Origin of the sequence: Siccibacter turicensis LMG 23730 (assembly GCF_000463155.2) — a bacterium.
GTDB lineage: Bacteria > Pseudomonadota > Gammaproteobacteria > Enterobacterales > Enterobacteriaceae > Siccibacter > Siccibacter turicensis.
This window is the reverse complement of sequence record NZ_AWFZ01000042.1, coordinates 444046-462651: the sequence shown is the minus strand read 5'-3', so window position 1 is coordinate 462651 and position 18606 is coordinate 444046. Positions and strand designations below refer to the sequence as shown.

At 62.4% G+C, this 18606-nt stretch carries 17 protein-coding genes; 5 read left to right on the top strand and 12 right to left on the bottom strand.

Translation table 11 applies throughout. The features are described 5' to 3' along the window. Window positions 1-55 precede the first annotated feature (55 nt). The 6 genes from DW58_RS14145 to DW58_RS14120 form a co-directional block, all read right to left on the bottom strand. Complete coding sequence (locus tag DW58_RS14145) at window positions 56-391, bottom strand: EmrE family multidrug efflux SMR transporter (RefSeq protein ID WP_024549566.1); 336 nt, start codon at window positions 389-391, stop codon at window positions 56-58. Then, window positions 391-981 carry a TetR family transcriptional regulator gene (locus tag DW58_RS14140; RefSeq protein ID WP_024549567.1) on the bottom strand — a complete coding sequence of 197 codons (591 nt, stop codon included), beginning with the start codon at window positions 979-981 and terminating at the stop codon, window positions 391-393. The genes DW58_RS14145 and DW58_RS14140 overlap by 1 nt, the downstream gene beginning before the upstream one ends. A gap of 151 nt (window positions 982-1132) precedes the next feature. Further along, entirely contained in the window at window positions 1133-2572 is a 1440-nt protein-coding gene (gene aldA / locus DW58_RS14135; RefSeq protein WP_024549568.1) for an aldehyde dehydrogenase, read from the bottom strand. A 197-nt stretch (window positions 2573-2769) separates the two neighbouring features. After that, window positions 2770-3567 (bottom strand): YdcF family protein, encoded by a 798-nt coding sequence (locus tag DW58_RS14130; RefSeq protein ID WP_024549569.1) that lies wholly within the window; start codon window positions 3565-3567, stop codon window positions 2770-2772. Window positions 3568-3684: 117 nt separating this feature from the next. Continuing rightward, complete coding sequence (fos, locus tag DW58_RS14125) at window positions 3685-4098, bottom strand: fosfomycin resistance glutathione transferase (RefSeq protein ID WP_024549570.1); 414 nt, start codon at window positions 4096-4098, stop codon at window positions 3685-3687. Next, complete coding sequence (locus DW58_RS14120) at window positions 4082-4570, bottom strand: GNAT family N-acetyltransferase (protein ID WP_024549571.1); 489 nt, start codon at window positions 4568-4570, stop codon at window positions 4082-4084. Before DW58_RS14120 ends, fos begins: the two co-directional genes overlap by 17 nt. A 132-nt stretch (window positions 4571-4702) precedes the next feature. On the opposite strand from DW58_RS14120, the gene DW58_RS14115 reads away from it, so the two are divergent. Genes DW58_RS14115 through DW58_RS14100 form a run of 4 tightly spaced genes read left to right on the top strand, consistent with a single transcriptional unit; the run spans window position 4703 to window position 9278 of the window. Further along, the gene (locus DW58_RS14115; RefSeq protein ID WP_024549572.1) at window positions 4703-5134 is read left to right on the top strand and encodes a MarR family winged helix-turn-helix transcriptional regulator; all 432 of its coding nucleotides are present in this window, start codon (window positions 4703-4705) and stop codon (window positions 5132-5134) included. Beyond that, window positions 5134-6786 carry an MFS transporter gene (locus DW58_RS14110; protein WP_024549573.1) on the top strand — a complete coding sequence of 551 codons (1653 nt, stop codon included), beginning with the start codon at window positions 5134-5136 and terminating at the stop codon, window positions 6784-6786. Before DW58_RS14115 ends, DW58_RS14110 begins: the two co-directional genes overlap by 1 nt. A 33-nt stretch (window positions 6787-6819) precedes the next feature. Continuing rightward, a complete protein-coding gene (locus DW58_RS14105) occupies window positions 6820-7902 on the top strand; it encodes an HlyD family secretion protein (RefSeq protein WP_029593039.1) in 1083 nt (360 codons plus the stop codon). Beyond that, window positions 7899-9278, top strand: a complete 1380-nt coding sequence (locus DW58_RS14100; RefSeq protein WP_173644479.1) for an efflux transporter outer membrane subunit — start codon at window positions 7899-7901, stop codon at window positions 9276-9278. The genes DW58_RS14105 and DW58_RS14100 overlap by 4 nt, the downstream gene beginning before the upstream one ends. Before the next feature lie 24 nt (window positions 9279-9302). Here the strand turns inward: DW58_RS14100 and DW58_RS14095 are convergent, their stop codons facing one another. Both DW58_RS14095 and hrpA read right to left on the bottom strand, forming a co-directional pair. Continuing rightward, on the bottom strand, window positions 9303-10115 hold the full coding sequence (locus DW58_RS14095; protein ID WP_024547599.1) for a hypothetical protein: 813 nt from the start codon (window positions 10113-10115) through the stop codon (window positions 9303-9305). A gap of 23 nt (window positions 10116-10138) precedes the next feature. Continuing rightward, entirely contained in the window at window positions 10139-14041 is a 3903-nt protein-coding gene (gene hrpA, locus DW58_RS14090) for an ATP-dependent RNA helicase HrpA (protein WP_024547598.1), read from the bottom strand. A 230-nt stretch (window positions 14042-14271) separates the two neighbouring features. On the opposite strand from hrpA, the gene azoR reads away from it, so the two are divergent. Further along, a complete protein-coding gene (gene azoR, locus DW58_RS14085) occupies window positions 14272-14877 on the top strand; it encodes an FMN-dependent NADH-azoreductase (protein WP_024547597.1) in 606 nt (201 codons plus the stop codon). A gap of 58 nt (window positions 14878-14935) precedes the next feature. Here azoR and DW58_RS14080 read toward each other — a convergent pair whose 3' ends face one another. The 4 genes from DW58_RS14080 to DW58_RS14065 are packed head-to-tail and all read right to left on the bottom strand — an operon-like array spanning window position 14936 to window position 18450. Next, complete coding sequence (locus tag DW58_RS14080) at window positions 14936-15265, bottom strand: hypothetical protein (protein WP_024547596.1); 330 nt, start codon at window positions 15263-15265, stop codon at window positions 14936-14938. A gap of 10 nt (window positions 15266-15275) precedes the next feature. Beyond that, entirely contained in the window at window positions 15276-15569 is a 294-nt protein-coding gene (locus DW58_RS14075) for a YdbL family probable chaperone protein (protein ID WP_152525625.1), read from the bottom strand. A 50-nt stretch (window positions 15570-15619) separates the two neighbouring features. Further along, complete coding sequence (locus DW58_RS14070) at window positions 15620-15811, bottom strand: YnbE family lipoprotein (RefSeq protein ID WP_024547594.1); 192 nt, start codon at window positions 15809-15811, stop codon at window positions 15620-15622. Further along, window positions 15808-18450 (bottom strand): YdbH family protein, encoded by a 2643-nt coding sequence (locus DW58_RS14065; RefSeq protein WP_024547593.1) that lies wholly within the window; start codon window positions 18448-18450, stop codon window positions 15808-15810. Before DW58_RS14065 ends, DW58_RS14070 begins: the two co-directional genes overlap by 4 nt. Window positions 18451-18606 lie beyond the last annotated feature (156 nt).

Below are 18606 nucleotides of genomic sequence, written 5' to 3'. Positions count from 1 at the left end.
CATTACTTTTTCCGTTCCAGCCGCGAAATATCGTTTCGTTGTCAGATTGATACGGTCAATGTGCCGACGACGTCGAGAACAGATTAATCACCAGCACACCGGCGACGATCAGTCCCATGCCCAGCATCGCGGGCAGATCGAGCTTTTGGCCGCTGAAAATCCAGCCGGCGATAGAGATCAACACAATCCCGACGCCCGACCAGATGGCATAGGCGATGCCGGTAGGAATGTGCTCCAGCGTCCGGGAGAGACACCAGAAGGCAATGCCGTAACACAGCGCCGTGCCCAGCGTCGGCCACAGGCGGGTAAAGCCGTGGGAATATTTAAGCAGCGTGGTGCCAATCACTTCGGCAACGATTGCCACGCCCAGGATAAGCCAGATACCGGGCATTATCTCACCTCATCGTTGTAAATTTCGGCCGCGATAAAGCGAGCCAGATCCTGTTTCATCTCGTCCAGGCTGCCCGGCATCGCGCCGATCTCATGGAGCAGATCCATGCCGGTGGCAAAGCCGATCAGCCGCCAGGCGGTACGCGATGCGCTGTCTCGTAGCCTGACGTGCGGCGCCTGCGCCTCAAGGTAGCCCGCCACCGACTGCGCCCAGCCGCGCAGCGCGTGCTGGTGAATGACCAGCAGCGTCGGGTCGCTGTTTGCCAGCACCGCCACCTCGCGCCACAGCGACATCACGTGCTGGTTCCGGGCATCGGTGGGATCGCCGAGCAGCGTCATGAGGCCGTCCAGCGGCACCTTGCCCACGCTGGCGGCTTCGGTGTCCGCTACCAGCCGGTCGTTGATGCGATAAAGCGCGGCATGCTTAAGGGCGGTAAGCGATCCAAACAGCCGGGTAATGTTTCCTACCGCAACGCCGCCCAGGGCAGCAATATCCCGGGTGGTGGTCGCGCGGTAGCCCTTCTCCGTCAGCAGCTGGACGGTAAGCGCAATCAGCTGCTCTTCGCGTGCGTCTCGTTTCAGATACGTCATGGGTGTTACCTCCTGATGACGACAGCACTATGGCAAAAGATGAACGCATGTTCAACATTTTTGTGAACATGCGTTCATCTTAAAGGGAGGGAGTGGCCTGGTGGGGTGGGCGGGAAAAAAACGCCCCGACGCATGTCGGGGCGGCAGGCACTCAGGATTGCAGATACACCACCTGGGTTTGCAGGTATTCGTTCAGGCCGTGACGCCCGTCGGCGCCGCCGATCCCGGATTTGCGCCAGCCGGCGTGGAAGCCCTGCATCGCTTCGAAGTTTTCCCGGTTGACGTAGGTTTCCCCAAACTTCAGCCCGTTAATCGCCCGCATGGCGGTGGTGAGATCCCGGGTATAGAGGGAGGATGTCAGGCCGTACTCGCTGTCGTTGGCCATCGCCAGCGCCTCATCAAGCGTATCGAAGGCCACCACCGGCAGCACCGGGCCGAAGGTCTCGTCGTGCATGATGCGCATCTCCTGACGCACATCCACCAGCAGCGTGGGCGGATAGAAATAGCCGCTGCCCGACGGAAGCGTACCGCCCGTCAGCACGGTGGCCCCGTCGCGTACCGCGCCGTCTACCGCGGCGGCCACCCGCTCACGCGCCGCGGCGTTGATCAGCGGCCCCATGGCAATATCCTGCCGCTCGGCGGGGTCGCCATACTGCACCGCGCCCATGGCGCTGGCGAGACGGGCAACAAACGCATCATAGATGCCCCTCTGGACGTACACGCGCTCGGCGCAGTTGCACACCTGCCCGGTGTTGATGACGCGCGAATCGACGATGGCTTTCACCGCAAGCTCCAGATCCGCATCGTCCATCACGATGGCCGGCGCCTTGCCGCCCAGCTCCAGACAGACTTTGGTGATGTTTTTCGCCGCGGCGGTCATGATCTTTTCCCCCGCCGCCACGCTACCGGTCATGCTCACCATCGCCACGTCCGGGTTGCCGGCCAGCTCCTGCCCGACGGTCTCCCCGCGGCCCAGCACCAGGTTAAACACTCCGGCCGGCAGGCCGATGCCATGCACAATCTCAGCAAACGCCACGGCGTTACTGGGGGTCAGTTCGCTTGGCTTGATAACGATGGTGTTGCCGGTAATCAGCGCCGGCGCAAGCTTGCGGGCGATGAGGAAGAACGGGAAGTTCCACGGCAAAATGCCGGTGGTCACGCCCAGCGCGCGCTTAAACACCAGAATGTTCTCCCCCGGCCGATCGCTTTGCAGGATCTCGCCTTCGTAGCGGCGCGCCCACTCCGCCATGTAATCGAGGTAGTCGGCGGTAAACGCCACCTCCACCTCGGCAAGCCCCTGCACCTTACCGCCCTCGGCCACGATCAGCGCGGCGATCTCTGCTGCGCGTTCGCGGATACCCTGGGCGATCTGGCGCAGCCAGCCCGCACGCTCAATGGCCGGCAGCGCCTCCCAGCCCGGCTGGGCGCGTTTCGCCGCCGCAATGGCCTGCCGGGCGTGCGCCGCGGTGCCGTCCGGAATGCGCGCGATAACCGCTTCGGTGGCCGGATTGATGACCTCTATCCAGGCATCGCCCTGCCCGCTGACAAACTGCCCGTCGATATACATGGAATGTTGCACCGGTGCCGTCATGACCTACTCCTGAAACGTGGTGGGAAGAAAGTGAATTAGTTGTTAAAAATCTAAATCTCGTTAACAACAAACGGCAGCGGTGGGCAGCAAACTGTGAAGGGGATCGAAAAATTGGGCGGTTCGGCGGTCGGGGACGTTACGGAAATGCAACATAAGCTGCCCGTTTGAGCAGAGCGAGACACAAACGGGCACCCGGGCTACAGCAGCGAACGGTTACGCAGCGCCTGGGTGAGGATGGGATCGTTGAACAGCGAGTGCCAGGCCTGCTCTATCTCAGGCGGAATATCGACGTGTTCGATAAAGTCCTGCCCTTGGGGGCCATATCCGCGGTGGTCATCGCGCAGGCGGGGAATTTCGCCGATGATCAGTGAGATGTAGCGTTCCGCAGGCCACATGCCCGCATCGCCTTCAACAAAGTGCACGCCGCGCGCGCCGTTGCGCAGCACCGGCACGATACCCGGCTGGCTGCTCCACGCGGGCTGCAGCGCGGCACCGCGCCAGGCGTGGGCGAAGGTTGCCAGGGTACGACGCTGCATGGCCGGGTCCTGCGCCACGATAACGTGCGCTGGCGACATGCCCCACTCGTCCAGAAGCTGGCGGGTAAAGGCCGCGTTTTCACCGCAGTTGGTGGAGCGATCCTCGATAATGATCCGCTCTTCGGGCAGGTTCCAGAACTCGCGCGCGATGTCGGCCAGTATGGCCGCTTCGCTACGCCCGGTGGTCTGGATGGTGTTGTAGCGCGGGTGGCGCGCTATCGCCGCGTAGAGGAAGGTGGTGGAGTGCCCCACGCCGCCGGTAATCAGCAGCGGGATCTCCTGGGTCGCGGCGCGCTCGCACGCTGCGTCGATAGTCGGGATCACGGCGTTGCCGGCAAGCACCAGCAGGTCCGCTTTGGCATTTCTGGTGCTGTTGGCGTCGTCACACGCCAGCCATTGCCCGATGGTGTTGACAGCCTGTAGCGTCTGGTCAGGGAGACGCGGGAAAGTCGTTATCATCGTCCACTCCATGTTGAAAGCCTGATGTAAAGATATATCCCACCGTCCTGTTTCGACATCAGATCATCCCTAAAGCCAGCAACACGGCCCGGTTACCGCAGGATGACACCGCGACGCTTACTCATCCTCGTAGAACATCATGCCGCTGTAGGGCTTTTCGCGGCAGGACGCCAGACGTGAGGCCAGCGAGCCGACGTGCAACTCCAGTTGATGGTTATCCGGGTCGAGAAAGTAAAACGATTCCCCTTCGCTGCGGTTGCTTTTCCAGACGCTCACCCCGGCCTGCTCCAGCCTGGCGCACAGCGCCGGGAAGTCCGCTTCCGCCACGCTGAACGCATAGTGGGTGTAGTCCTCCCGCCGCGTGCCGGCCGCCTCGTCGAGGGAGAGACAGACCCAGAGCGGACCGGCGGACAGATAGGCCCCGGTATCCCAGCGGGCGTGCAGCGTCAGGCCCAGTAGTTGATGATAAAACGCCACGCTGGGGTCCAGCGCCCGCACCGCCAGCGTCAGATGATTAAGCCCGGCGATCATCATTCACCTCCAGCGTGCGCCCGAAGCACACGGCGTCCTCCTGTCCGACGTAGCGCCCGTAGTTGTCGATGATGTGATACCCGGCGCGCAGGTAGAACTCCACCGCACGCTGATTGGTGGTACGGGTTTCCAGCCACAGTTCGCGATACCCCTCTTCGCGGGCCCACTGCTCTACCCAGCGCAACAGCGCCGCCCCGGCACCGGGATTACCGGGCAAAGCGAACAGGCGTTTCACCTCCCCGACGCCCGCCTGCAAGGGGCGACAGGCCACGCAGCCGATGGGGTTGTTCTCTTCATCTCGCGCAATGAAAAATCCGGCGCCGTTGACCTGCACATCCTCATAGCGGAACGATGCCCGCCCTGAGCTGCCGGTCAGGCCCTGCAGGGTTTCAGAGAGCGCGGCCTGTAATGCCAGCGCATCGGGGGCAGTAGGATCGCTTTGCGCGACGCAGTAGACTCTTTTCTGTGACACTGTCACCTCCAGCGGGTGTCATGATAGACCCGTAACCGGCTGAGCGTAGCGGCTTTTATCATGCTTTGCTACTTGCAGTCTGCGACGCGCCTACCATAATATGATTAGACCTCTACCTTTCTGATAACGCCTGTGGACTACGACCGCCTGACCTTTTCGCACCTTCTGCATCTGACCGCGCACCACTGGCGGCTGGCGGTTAATCGTCGCCTGAAAACCCGCGGCATGAGCCAGGCGAGCTGGATGGCCGTGTCGGCGATTGCCCGCCACCCGGAGCCGCTCTCCCAGCGCGAGCTGGCGCAGGAGCTGGGCGTGGAGACCGCCACCCTGGTGCCCTTGCTGAACCGCCTGGTTGCCCAGGGGCTGATTGAGCGGGTGAAAACCGAGGACGACAAACGCAAGCGGCTGCTGGTCGCCACCCCCGAGGGGCAAACGCTCTACCGTGAGGTGCTTGAGGTCGCCGATGGTTTTCGCGAAGACGTGCTGACCACCATTACCCCGGACGAGCAACGCCAGGTGCGCAGCGTGCTGACGCGTCTGCTGCAAGAGGTTCAGAAGCGATAATGCGTTTTACCCGTCACGATCCCTATACGCCCCGCGAGTGGCAGCCCCATGAAAAGCCAATGCTGCTCGGCTCGCCCTCAACGCCCTACCACACCACCCCGAAACGCATCGCCTACGGTATCGTTGGCCTGCTGGTGTGCCTTACCGGCGCGCTGGGGAACGCCATGGTGTCAGCGAACCTGCAAAACCTGCAGGGCACTTTCGCGGCCTGGACCACGGAGATCGCCTGGCTGCCCGCCGTGTATGTGATGACCAACGTCTCCATCAACCTGCTGCTGGTCAAATTCCGCCAGCAGTATGGCCTGCGCGCCTTCACCGAGGGTTTCCTGGTGCTCTACGTGCTGGTGACCTTTTTCCACCTGTTCGTGAACGATCTCAGCTCCGCGCTGATGGTGCGTGCCGCACACGGCATGGTTGCCGCGGCGCTCAGTTCGCTTGGGATCTACTACCAGATTCAGGCGTGGCCGGCGAAGCATCGCCTTAAGGCGCTGACCATCGGTATCACCGGGTCGTCGCTCGCCATCCCCATTGCGCGGCTGTTTTCCACCGAGCTGTTGCAGATTGATGAGTGGCGCGGGCTCTACCTGTTTGAGCTGGGGCTGGCACTGGTGTCGCTGGCCTGCGTGATCGCCCTCAAGCTGCCGCCGGGGGATCGCAAAAAGGTGTTCGAGAAGAAAGATTTTTTGACCTTCATCCTGCTGGCACCCGGCATGGCGCTGCTGTGCGCGGTGCTGTCGCTGGGCCGTATCGAGTGGTGGTTTGAAACGCCGTGGCTCGGCTGGGCGCTGGCGGGCGCGGTGGTGCTGATCGTCAGCGCCGTGGTGTTTGAGCACAACCGCAGCAACCCGCTGCTCAACACCCGCTGGCTCTCCAGCGGCAGTATTCTGCGGCTCGGGCTGATCATGCTGCTGATCCGCATCGTGCTCGCCGAGCAGAACACCGGGGTGATCGGCTGGCTGCAGTACGTCGGGCTGCAAAACGAACAGATGACCCACCTGGCCTGGGCTATTTTCGCCGGTATCGTCTGCGGCATCGTCGCCAGCTGTCTGACCATCAAGCCTCAACAGCTGGCGTGGCCGATCATGGCCTCGCTGGCGCTGATGATCGTTGCCTCGCTGATGGACAGCCACTCCACCAGTCTGACGCGCCCCGATCAGCTGATTATCAGCCAGTTCCTGCTTGGGTTCGCCAGCGCCTTCTTCCTCGCCCCGGCGATGCTGGCCGGCATTGGCGGCGTGATTGCCGAGCCGCGTAACCTGGTGAGCTTCTCGGTGCTGTTCGGCATGAGTCAGAACATTGGCGGCCTGCTGGGCTCGGCCATTCTGGGCACCTTCCAGACCTGGCGGGAGAAGTACCACTCCAGCCTGCTGGCCGACCAGCTCACCACCATTAGTCCCTGGGTGAGCGAGCGCATCCAGGCCTATACCCAGCTCTATCAGGACCAGATTGGCGACCCTGCGCTGCGCAGCGTGCAGGCGATTACCCAGCTGCAGAACGTCAGCGCGCTGGAAGCGAATATTCTGGCCTATAACGATACGTACCTGCTGACCGCCAGCATCGCCGCCGCCACGCTGCTGTGGATCAGCTGGCGTCTGCTGCGGCTGCGCATTACCGCCCATCTGGCGCTCAGGCGTGCCACGGGAACCAAATAATAACCACTGTAAAATGACAACTTCGGAGTATCTATGAGTCAGCAGGACGCCGCCAAAGAGCAGGCGAATACCCGCAGCAACCTGCGCGTGGTTTCCATTTTCGCTGCCGCCGCGATCGGCATTGTCGGCGTGCTGGTGATCCTTTACGCCTGGCAGCTACCGCCCTTCACCCGCCATTCGCAGTTTACCGACAACGCCTACGTGCGCGGGATGACCACCTTTATCAGCCCGCAGGTCAACGGCTATATCACCGCCGTCAACGTGCAGGATTTTGCCCAGGTGAAGAAAGGCGATGTGCTGATGACCATTGATGACCGCATCTATCAGCAGCGGGTGCATCAGGCGCAGGCGACCCTCGCCATGCGTGAAGCGACCCTTGCCAATAACCTGCAGCAGCGCCGCAGCGCCGAGGCGGTCATCGCCAGGGATGAAGCCGCGCTGAGCAACGCCCGGGCGCAAAACCAGAAGAACCAGGCCGACCTGAAACGCGTCAAGGAGCTGACATCAGACGGCTCGCTCTCTGTTCGCGAGCGGGATGCCGCGCTGGCCAGCGCCGCGCAGGGCACCGCCAGCATTGACCAGGCGAAAGCGCAGCTGGAGATGTCGCGCCAGGATCTGCAGACCACCATCGTCAACCGCGCCGGGCTGGAAGCAGACGTGGCCAACGCCCGCGCGGCGCTTGAGCTTGCGCGTATCGATCTGCAAAACACCCGTATCGTCGCCCCGCGCGACGGTCAGTTAGGGCAGATTTCGGTGCGCCTCGGCGCTTACGTGGCGGCGGGTACCCATCTCACCACCCTGGTGCCGGCCCAGCACTGGGTGATTGCCAACCTGAAAGAGACGCAGCTGGCGGAAGTGCGCGTCGGCCAGCCGGTGACCTTTACCGTGGATGCCCTGAACGGCGAGACCTTCAGCGGCCGGGTGCAGAGCATCTCCCCGGCGACCGGCGTCGAGTTCAGCGCCATCACCCCGGACAATGCCACCGGTAACTTTGTCAAAATCGCCCAGCGCATTCCGGTGCGCATTGAGGTGAAAGGCGACGCGCGGCACAAAGCGCGCCTGCGCCCCGGTATGTCGGTGCAGGTCACGATTGATACCCGGGAGACGCAGCCATGATCCGCACGCGCATGAGCGCCGTCGCGCTGGCGCTGCTGCTGGCCGGCTGCCACAGCCCGCAGGTCGACAAGGCCCCGGCGTCGCTCACCATTCCCGCCCAGTGGCGCGACGGTATCGGGCCGGACAGCCCGGTGGAAGGTTTCTGGTGGCGTAACTTTCACGACTCGCAGCTCAACCGTTTTGTTGAGCAGGCGCTGCGCTACAACAGCGATGTGCTGACCGCCAGGTCGCGTATTGATGAGTACCAGGCGCGCGTTAACGCCGCCGACAGCGCCCTGTGGCCCACGCTGGATGCCTCGCTCGGCGTGACCCGGGCGCGATCCCAGTCGGCCGCGACCGGGCTGCCCACTCACGGCACCCGCTATCAGGGCGGGCTGAACGCCAGCTACGACGTGGATCTGTGGGGCGCGACGCGCCGTAATATTGATGCCGCCCGTCTGTCGCTGGCGGCGCAAAAATCGGCCGCCGCCGCTGCGGATCTGACCGTGGCCTCCCAGGCTGCCAGCGGATACATCACCCTGCTGGCGCTCGATGCACAGCTGCGCATCACCCAGTCCACCCTTGAGGCACGCGAGCGGGCATACCAGCTGGCAAAGCGGCAGTATGAAACCGGCTATTCTTCCCGGCTGGAGCTGATGCAGTCCGATTCCGAACTGCGCGCCACCCGGGCGCAGATCCCCCAGCTGCAACACCAGCTTGCCCAGCAGGAGAACGCCCTGCAGGTGCTGGCCGGTAGCCTGCCTGCGCCGGTGGCGCGCGGTGGCACGTTCGCCGCCCTTACGCCGCTGCCGATGCCGTCGCAGCTGCCGTCCTCCCTGCTGGCGCGCCGTCCGGATATCGTCCAGGCACAGCAAACCCTGCTGGCGGCGGACAGCACCCTGGCCGCGTCCCGGGCGAAGCTGCTGCCGTCCCTGAGTCTCAGCGCGTCAGGCACTTATCAGGATGATACCCTCGCCGGGCTGCTGGACAACCCGCTGCGGCTGTGGAGCGTGGGGGGGAGCATTCTTGCCCCGCTGCTTAACCGCGATACGCTGAACGCGCAGGTGGATGTCTCGATGTCCCAGCGCAATCAGGCGTTGTATGGCTATGAAAGTACGGTGCGGAGTGCGTTTCGGGAAGTGAATGACAGTCTGGATGCGATTCGCCGCCTGGGCGAACAGCTGACGGAGCTGGAAGCGCAGGAGCAGGTGGCGCAGGAGACGCTGCGCATTGCCCACAACCGCTACCGCAACGGCTACTCCTCGTTCCTGGATGAGCTGGACGCCCAGCGTACCCTGTTCTCAACCCAACTCAACGTGGTACAGACCCGCAACGATCTGCTGCTGGCGCAGGTCGATCTCTATCGGGCATTAGGGGGTGGCTGGCAGGTGAAGTGACAGCGTCATCCCACCTGCTGGCGCTCAGTAATACTTGATCTCTTTGTTCATGACAAAGGTGTAACGGGTGGTCTGTTTCGCGTACTTCTCTTTCTCTTCACGCTTGACCGTGAGACAGCTGTCCTGCTCATCCCATTTCGTGCACTCGTCTACGGTGTAGAGCACGCTGTAGGGATGGCTGGTCTCTGTTTCACTTCTCAGCCAGCGACCATCCTGTCCCCAGCTGACCGTACTGTTCGTCTTACCGCTTGATGTGCGGATCAGCAAGCCACGCGTGTCATAGCTCAGCTCCGTCGTCTCTTCAAAAAACGGCAATGAGCTGCGCGCTACGGTACGAACAATACGATTATTCTTGTCATACTCATACTGCGTCCGCGTCTGCGCCAGCTGGCCGTCAAGGGTAAAGGTCGCGATCGACTCGGTAATGCGCCCGGTACTGTCCGGGCGATAGCGCGTCTCACCCTTCATGTCCGTTAGCGTTTTATCCTTTGCAGTGATCGTCATGGCCTCAGTGGTAATCCAGCCCTCCGCGTCGCGCTTGAGGTGGTAATCCATGGTCATTTTGCTTATGCCGTCATCACGTGAGTACGTAGTGCTGGCGCTTTCCAGCACGTTACACGGCGTAAACGTCGCGCGTGTGTCGGTGGTGAAATCGATGTTTTCACCTTTCGCCACCGCGTGATACGAGGCCATTTCTCCTTTCGGCGCGCTAAGTTCAGCGATAATTTGCAGGTTGTTGGCGTTCATCGCCCGTTGCGTTGGGTCGCACGTCTGCGCCGCCGCGCTCATTGCCAGCGCGCTTAGCGCCACGCTTAACCCGATACTCACCTTTGTCATTACTGTTCCTTTCCGTGATGCGGCTAGCCCGCGATCTGCTCCATGGCCTGCAAAATGCGTTTGTCGGAGATGGGATACGGCGTACCAAGCTGTTGGGCGAAGAAGCTGACGCGCAGCTCCTCGATCATCCAGCGGATCTCGCGCACGTCGTCGTCATCGCGCCGCGCGGGCGGCAGTTTGTTTATCCACTGCTGCCACGCCTGCTGCACCTGCTCCACTTTCAACATCTGGGCGCGGTCGCGGTGCGGATCCACCGCCAGCTTCTCCAGCCGTTTTTCGATGGCGTTCAGGTAACGCAGGGTATCCCCGAGGCGCTTATAGCCGTTGGCCGTCACGAAGCCGCGATACACCAGCCCGCTCATCTGCGCTTTGATGTCCGACAGCCCCAGCGCCATGGTCATATCAACGCGCCCCTTCAGACGCTTGTTGATGCTGAACACCGCCGTCAGGATCTGCTCCACCTGGCTGGCGATTGCCACCACCGTGTCGTTAAGCTCGGCGCGCACTTTCTCCTGCAGCCGGGCAAAGCCCGCCTCGTCCCACACCGGCCCGCCGTTTTCGGCAATCAGCTTATCCACGCCGCAGGCGATGCAGTCGTCAATCAGATCCAGCACTTTGCCGTACGGGTTGAAGTAGAGTCCCAGCTTGGCCTTGTTCGGCAGCTTCTCGTGCAGATACTTAATCGGCGACGGAATATTCAGCAGCAGCAGACGGCGCAGACCGCGCCACATGGCCTGCTGCTGTTCCTGCGGATTGTCAAACAGCCGAATACCCACGCTCTCTTTCTCATCCACCAGCGCAGGCCAGGCCTTCACTTTGTAGCTGCCGCGCTGCTGCTCGTAGCTCTCCGGCAGCGTGCCGAAGCTCCAGATGTGCAGGCCGCTCTGCTCGATGCCGTCGTCCGCCACCGCAGACAGCGTCTCCTGCACCTTCCCCTTCAGCGCCTCTTTCAGCGCCGCAAGGTCTTTACCTTCGTTCAGCCGGCGGTTTTTCTCGTCCACCACCCGGAAGGTCACTTTCAGGTGATCGGGCACCTGATCCCACTGCCAGCTGTCGCGGTCAATGGTGACGCCGGTCATGCGGCGCAGCTCGCGCTCCAGCGCGTCCAGCAGCGGCATCTCCAGCTGCGTGACGCGGCCCAGAAACGCCTCGGCGTAGTTCGGCGCCGGCACAAAGTTGCGCCGTACCGGCTTGGGCAGGGATTTGATCAGGGCAATAATCAGCTCGCGGCGCATACCCGGCACCAGCCACTCAAACCCGGTCTCTTCCACCTGGTTCAGCAGCGGCAGCGGAATGTGTACCGTGACGCCGTCGGCGGCTTCGCCCGGCTCAAACTGGTAGCTGAGCGCCAGCTTGAGATTGCCCTGGTGCCAGAAGTTCGGGTAGTCGAGCTTGCTGACCTGCTCTGCGCCGTCCTTGATGAGCATGCTTTTTTCAAAGTTGAGCAGATCCGGCGTCTCGCGGCTGACCCGCTTCCACCAGCTGTCGAAGTGACGGGCGGAGACCACCTCATGGGCGACCCGCGCATCGTAAAACGCAAACAGCGTGTCGTCGTCCACCAGGATGTCGCGGCGGCGGGATTTATGCTCCAGCTCCTCCACTTCGGCGCGCAGCCGCTGGTTTTCGCGGAAGAAGGCGTGGCGCGTCTGCCAGTCGCCCTCCACCATCGCATGGCGGATAAACAGCTCGCGGGAGAGCGCCGGATCGATGGTGCTGTAGTTAACCTTGCGCGCTGCGACCACCGGCAGGCCATACACCGTCACCTTTTCGGTGGCCATCACCGCGCCCTGCGCCCGCTCCCAGTGCGGCTCGCTGTACGAGCGTTTGAGCAGATGCTGGGCCACCGGCTCGACCCACTCCGGATCGATCCGTGCCGCGATGCGTCCCCACAGACGGCTAGTTTCCACCAGCTCGGCCACCATGGTCCACTTCGGCGGCTTCTTGAACAGCCCGGATCCAGGGAAAATAGCAAACCGGGCGTTGCGCGCGCCGGTGTACTCCTGCTTGTCGGCATCCTTCATGCCGATGTGCGACAGCAGACCGGTGAGCAGCGCGGTGTGGATGGCGCGATAGTCTGCCGGTTCGCTGTTGACCGGGATCCCCAGCTCCTTCACCACCTGGCGCAGCTGGGTGTAAATATCCTGCCACTCGCGCACCCGCAGGTAGTTGAGGTAGTCAGTGCGGCACAGGCGGCGGAACTGGTTAGACGAGAGCGCTTTCTGCTGCTCCCCCAGGTAGTTCCACAGGTTGACGAAGGCCATGAAATCGGACTCTTTGTCGTGGAAGCGGCGGTGCTTCTCATCCGAGGCCTGCTGTTTGTCCGCCGGGCGTTCTCGCGGGTCCTGGATCGACAGCGCCGAGGTGATAATCATCGCTTCACGCACGCAGCCGTGCCGGCTGGCTTCCAGCACCATGCGCGCCAGGCGTGGGTCCACCGGCAGCTGCGACAGCTGACGGCCCTGGGCGGTCAGCTTATAGACGCTCTGCGTCTCATCGGTGGTGATAGCGCCCAGCTCTTCCAGCAGGCGCACGCCGTCCTGAATATTGCGCTTGTCCGGCGCTTCGACAAACGGAAACGCGCCGATATCGCCCAGCCCAAGGGCGGTCATTTGCAGGATCACCGACGCCAGGTTGGTACGCAGGATCTCCGGGTCGGTAAAGGCCGGGCGCGACAGGAAATCATCTTCGGAGTAGAGACGAATGCAGATACCTTCCGATACGCGGCCGCAGCGTCCTTTTCGCTGGTTGGCGGAGGCCTGAGAGACCGGCTCAATCGGCAGACGCTGCACTTTGGTACGGTAGCTGTAGCGGCTGATGCGCGCGGTGCCGGGGTCAATAACGTACTTGATGCCCGGGACGGTGAGCGAGGTTTCCGCCACGTTGGTCGCCAGCACGATGCGCCGCCCGGTATGGGACTGGAACACGCGGTTCTGTTCGGCGTTCGACAGCCGGGCGTAGAGCGGCAGCACTTCGGTATGCGGCAGGTTCAGCTTGTTCAGGGCATCGGCGGTGTCGCGGATTTCGCGCTCGCCGCTCATAAAGATCAGGATATCCCCGGCGCTCTCGCGGCCCAGCTCGTCCACCGCATCAAAAATGGCCTGCAGCTGGTCGCGCTCGGTGTCGTCCGCCTCTTCCACGATCGGGCGATAACGCACTTCAACCGGGTAGGTGCGCCCGGAAACCTCGATAATCGGCGCGTTGTTGAAGTGGCGCGAGAAGCGCTCCGGGTCGATGGTCGCCGAGGTAATGATGACCTTCAGATCCGGACGCTCGGGCAGCAGTTCGCGCAGGTAGCCGAGCAGGAAGTCGATGTTAAGACTGCGCTCGTGCGCTTCATCGATGATGATGGTGTCGTACTGCATCAGCTTGCGATCCTGCTGGATCTCCGCCAGCAGAATACCGTCGGTCATCAGCTTCACCAGGGTGTTATCCCCGACGTGATCGCTGAAGCGCACCTTATAGCCCACCGCCCCGCCCGGCTCGCTTTTCAGCTCCTCGGCAATGCGGTTCGCCACGGTGCGCGCCGCCAGACGACGCGGCTGGGTATGGCCGATCCAGCCTTTTACCCCACGCCCCAGCTCCAGGCAGATCTTCGGCAGCTGGGTGGTTTTACCCGACCCGGTTTCACCGGCGACGATCACCACCTGGTTGTCACGCACCGCGTCGAGAATCGCCTGTTTCTTCTGGCTGACGGGCAGATTGTCCGGATAGACGATGGCCGGGCGCGCCGCTTCACGCAGCGCCACCTTTGCGGCCGCGCTGCTTATCTCCTGGGCAAGCGTCGCCAGCACCGCCTCGCGGGATTCAGGATTTTTAACCTTCTTTGCACCGTGCAGGCGACGGGCAAAGCGCGACTTGTCGCGCAGCATCAGGCCATCAAGCTGCTGTTGCAACGCCGGTAAGGAAATTTTTTCTTGTTCTTTCATCGTATTATTGGGCAGCGTTCTGCCTGAGCCGGTTCGACATATATTGCGTTCAGAATACCATATCCTGCCGGGATTTCCCGGTCTGTCTGGCACAGTGCCCCGGCCGCTTATTCAATAAATTCGAACATAGGCTTCGATATATTGCGCTTTCACTGTACCCGTAATCTGAATAGAGTGTCAGCAAGCGAAGGGCGACGTGCCCCGATAACCAAACGTATAAGGATTCACCCATGAGCAAGGTATTAGTTCTGAAGTCCAGCATTCTGGCAGGTTACTCGCAGTCCGGTCAGCTCAGCGACTACTTCGTCGATCAGTGGCGTGAAAAGCACGGCGCGGATGAGATCACCGTGCGCGATCTGGCCGCTAACCCGGTGCCGGTACTGGATGGTGAACTGGTTGGCGCGCTGCGTCCGTCAGATGCGCCGCTGACCCCGCGTCAGCAGGAAGCCCTCTCCCTTTCCGATGAGCTGATTGCCGAGCTGAAAGCGCATGATGTGATTGTTATCGCGGCGCCGATGTACAACTTCAACATCCCGACCCAGCTGAAGAACTATTTCGACCTGATTGCCCGTGCGGGCGTGACGTTCCGTTACACCGAGAACGGCCCGGAAGGTCTGGTGACCGGCAAGCGTGCGGTAGTGATCTCCAGCCGTGGCGGCATCCATAAAGACGCCCCGAGCGATCTGGTCACCCCTTATATGTCACTGTTCCTGGGCTTTATCGGTATCACCGACGTGAACGTGGTGCTGGCGGAAGGCATCGCCTACGGCCCGGAAGTGGCGGCCAAAGCGAATGCCGATGCGAAAGCCGCTATCGATGCGCTGATTGCTGGCTAACCGCCGTTGAGATAACCAGGCCGTCGGGGAAATCCGGCGGTTTTTTTTTGCGCGTGGTTTACTCAACCACCCAGCGGGTTTCATCGAGGCTGAACGCCAGTTCGCCGTCGCGCACGCTATAGGGCACCTGATACTCATGACGATCGTGCAGGTTCCGGTCAGCGCACGGCTCAAAATAGTGCACGCTGCAGCTAAAGCGAAACTGCGTCTCGTCGATGTCGCTGACGCTGAAGGTTTCCGGCTCCCAGGCGTAGCGCATATCGTCCGGAAACGCCGACATCACAAAGCGTTTGAATAACGGCGCGTTCGCCTCAATCAGCGCTTTCAGCCCCTGACGGTCGCCGGGTTCAACCTCGCCCAGCGCGATCGTGTAGTGTTGGTAAGCCATGTTCTGCTCCTTATTGCGATTGTTTTTGCAGCCATTTGCCGTTGATGCCCCGCACGTACTCCCCCGGCTTCGCCCGCGCGACCAGCTTTTGCCCGGCCATGCGCGCCACTTCATCCACGGCGATATTGTTGCTCTCGGCCAGCTTCTGGTAGCTTTCGGCGCGTGCGGCGTTGATCTGCTTCACCAGCGCAAGGGTTTCCCGGTCCTGTTTCACCGGGGCCAGATAGCCGCTCAGGGTTTCGCCCACCCGGCCCTGTTGGCGGGCCTCGTCCAGGGTCAGCCCAAACGCCAGCGGGCTGACCATCACCAGCGCCAGCAGACAGGATTTCAGCGTCAGTTTCACAGGCACCTCCCTCAGAACAGATCGCTACGGTTTTTAAGCAGCGACTCCACGTCTTTATCAACCTTGACGTGGATCTCATGCTCGATTTTCACATTCATATTGATGGTGATCGGCTCTTTGGGCGCCGCGACTTCAATACGCGGCGTGCAGCCCGCCAGGCTCAGCACCATCAGCGCGGCTACGCCATAAGACATCAGGTTCATTCAGTTTCCTCACACACGGCCCCGGGCACTGCGCACGTTGACGGCGGCAGCGACAGATGTTGTTCAAGCCAGGACTGTAAATTGTCGCCGAAGCGCAGGCTGCGCCACAGCGTAAAAAGGTTCTCTTCGTGGCTGTAGTTCAAGTGTACCGTACTGCTCTTACCCTGCACTTTTCCGGTGCCGGTGATGCTGGCCCGCAGGTGCAGCATCCCGAGATTATCGAGGTCGATACGCGTCCACGACCGGGAGATCTCCATATAGCGCAGCCAGTTGATGGCCGCCCCGGCGGCAATGCTGTCCCGGGCGATGGCGTCGGCGGTGTCATGATCGAGACGCAGCGTCATCGGCCCGGGATTCGCCAGCCAGCCATCTTTGATGATCCACTGCGGATGTTCAAGCCACAGCGGCAGCGCCCCGCTGACCGGGCCGGAGAGCGTAAACTGCTTCGGATTGACCGCGCTTATCAGCTCGCTGGTGGAGATATTATTCACCCGCAGCAGCGCGGCGTCGTGCTGCGGCAGGCGCAGCTGCTGCATGGTAATCGTGCCGCCCAGCGCCTCGACGCTCACATCGCTCAGCGCCAGCGGATGGCTTTCACTCCACGGATACCAGCCCTGTAGCGAGGCGGTCAGGTTGTGTGCCACGATCTGGTTTTCAATGGTGCCAATGTTGAGCTGCACCGGCCCGCGAGTGCCAAGATGCCAGGTTCCGGCGCCGTAGCGGAACGGCAGCACGAAGTCCACGCCGTCGAGGGTGTTGTCCGGCATCCATGCGCTGCCGTCGCGTAATACGCCGTGCCCGCCCGCTTCGAAGCCCTGATCCGCGGCGGCGGAAAACGCCACCTGGGCATACAGCGACCCGTCACGCAGCGCCATTTTCCACTCCGGCGGCACCAGCGGCTGAAACACGGTCAGCGGCTGTTTCGGCCACCAGGCTTCGCCGCGAAGCCGCTCGCCGTCCCAGCGTCCGTGGTGACGCACCGGGCCAATGGCGCCGGCGCGCAGATCGCCTTTGAAGGTAAACCAGGTAGGGTCGCGGCCCTGCAGCGCAAAGGTAAAGGTCGAGGGGGGCAGCACGCTCCCGCCGCTGAAGCGCGTCTCCCCGGCGTTGAGCCGCAGATCGCCGCTGAACGACGGGTGCCGGGCGTCGCGTACCCAGCGCAGCGGTTGCGCCATGGTCAGCCGGGGCGTGCTCATGGTCATGCTGCCGTACTGTAACTGGTCGAAGCCGGTAGAGAGCGCGGTCAGTTCGATGGTGGCGTCCCGCCAGTGCCCGCGCCCGGCCACATCCCAGGCGGCTTTCATTGGCGTAAAGTGGCCCTCGCCCCAGTAGCGCCAGTTCCATACACCGCTGTCAGGTAGAAAATCGCTCGCCTGACCATCAAGGTGCAGGGTGAAATCCCCGGTGCCGCCCTCGTGGGCGCGCAGGATGGCCTGCAAGCGCCCGTCCACGCCGCGCGACGTCAGCCTGACGCCCGCCAGCGGCCAGCGGATCTCATCGATGTTCAGGGCGTCTATAACCCGTCCGCGCGATCGCAGCAGCGCACCGGGGCGAAAACGCAGCGCCGGGTCCAGCAGCGGGCCGGTGAGATCCCCCGGCAGACCCGCATAAAAGATCATCGCCTGCTGCTTGGCATCGCCGGTAATGCGCAGCGGCATGGCGCTCTCGGTGAGGCTGAGCCGACCCGGTCCAAAGTTGAGCACCGCGTTGGCTTTCCCGGCGCTGCCTTCGGTCACCACGTTCAGTCGGCCAGAGATGCGGGCGTTGTCCAGCCCCTGCTGCCAGTGCTCCGCCTTTACCGCCACCCGGCCGCTGAGGGGAAAGCCCTGATACGGCCAGCTCCAGCGCCCGTCGCTCAGCGTCAGCGTTTCGGGGGTGACGGTCCAGGGAAGATCGAGCAGCGGATCGGCGACGTCCGGCGCCATGACAATAAGCTGCCCGCGGTTGTCGTCCCACTCCAGTTCGGCGGTCGCGTCCCGCGGCTCGCGCGGAAGATGCAGCGAGGTGCGGACATTACCCCGCGTCGGCAGTCCGCTCGGCAGCAGGCCAAGAGTCAGCTCACCCGCCAGCGCCAGCGGCGGTTCACCGTCGAACAGCGGCAGCTCCAGCTGGCTGATGGTGAGCGCCTGGCCCTCTACCCGTGCGGTGACCCGCAGCCGTTCGCCCTGAAAACTGAGCTGCTGATTTTCCGGACTCAGCGCCATCGAGAGCGACCCGGCAAACTGCTGCCAGGGGTCGAGAGAGAAACGTTTGATGGTCAGCACGCTACGCGGCAGCATCGCCTGCCACTGGGCCAGGGTGCGCGGCGCGTCGTCGGTTTCTGCCCCAGCGGGCAGCTTACTCAGGCAGGCGCTGTTTACCGTCAGGCTGTCGACGTCAAGCTGCCAGCGGCTGGGATGGCGCAGCGTGGCGTTCTTCACCTGCGCCAACTGGCACTCGCCCGCCAGATAACGCAGATCGGGTATCACAATCGCGTTGCGCGTCAGCCGTGGGCCGGACTCCAGCGCAATGCGCGTGCCTTTCGGCAGCCACAGCCCGGCAAACCCCGGCAGCCAGTACCCCGTGGTGTGCAGCAGCGTAAGCAGCAGAAGGACGATAAGCAGCACAATGGCGATGACGGCTCTGTATTTACCCTTCATGGGCAGTTAATATCCTGAATAAGCGAATAATTTTAGCCAGCGGTATGCCTCATTCTGGCATGTTTGCCCCGGCAGTTGAAGTCAGGGATCCCGGGTAAGCGTAATTGACCTAAAATGAGAGGTAACCGCCTGCTCTATAAATATATTTGATAATTT

Excerpts from the sequence above, each read along its gene's own strand:
- fos (WP_024549570.1), bottom strand. The coding sequence starts at position 4,098 with ATGATCGCCGGGCTTAATCATCTGACGCTGGCGGTGCGGGCGCTGGAC.
- DW58_RS14110 (WP_024549573.1), top strand. The coding sequence starts at position 5,134 with ATGCGTTTTACCCGTCACGATCCCTATACGCCCCGCGAGTGGCAGCCC.
- DW58_RS14070 (WP_024547594.1), bottom strand. The coding sequence starts at position 15,811 with ATGAACCTGATGTCTTATGGCGTAGCCGCGCTGATGGTGCTGAGCCTG.
- DW58_RS14095 (WP_024547599.1), bottom strand. The coding sequence starts at position 10,115 with ATGACAAAGGTGAGTATCGGGTTAAGCGTGGCGCTAAGCGCGCTGGCA.
- DW58_RS14145 (WP_024549566.1), bottom strand. The coding sequence starts at position 391 with ATGCCCGGTATCTGGCTTATCCTGGGCGTGGCAATCGTTGCCGAAGTG.
- azoR (WP_024547597.1), top strand. The coding sequence starts at position 14,272 with ATGAGCAAGGTATTAGTTCTGAAGTCCAGCATTCTGGCAGGTTACTCG.
- DW58_RS14075 (WP_152525625.1), bottom strand. The coding sequence starts at position 15,569 with ATGGTCAGCCCGCTGGCGTTTGGGCTGACCCTGGACGAGGCCCGCCAA.
- DW58_RS14080 (WP_024547596.1), bottom strand. The coding sequence starts at position 15,265 with ATGGCTTACCAACACTACACGATCGCGCTGGGCGAGGTTGAACCCGGC.
- hrpA (WP_024547598.1), bottom strand. The coding sequence starts at position 14,041 with ATGAAAGAACAAGAAAAAATTTCCTTACCGGCGTTGCAACAGCAGCTT.
- DW58_RS14100 (WP_173644479.1), top strand. The coding sequence starts at position 7,899 with ATGATCCGCACGCGCATGAGCGCCGTCGCGCTGGCGCTGCTGCTGGCC.
- DW58_RS14140 (WP_024549567.1), bottom strand. The coding sequence starts at position 981 with ATGACGTATCTGAAACGAGACGCACGCGAAGAGCAGCTGATTGCGCTT.
- DW58_RS14065 (WP_024547593.1), bottom strand. The coding sequence starts at position 18,450 with ATGAAGGGTAAATACAGAGCCGTCATCGCCATTGTGCTGCTTATCGTC.
- DW58_RS14130 (WP_024549569.1), bottom strand. The coding sequence starts at position 3,567 with ATGATAACGACTTTCCCGCGTCTCCCTGACCAGACGCTACAGGCTGTC.
- DW58_RS14105 (WP_029593039.1), top strand. The coding sequence starts at position 6,820 with ATGAGTCAGCAGGACGCCGCCAAAGAGCAGGCGAATACCCGCAGCAAC.
- aldA (WP_024549568.1), bottom strand. The coding sequence starts at position 2,572 with ATGACGGCACCGGTGCAACATTCCATGTATATCGACGGGCAGTTTGTC.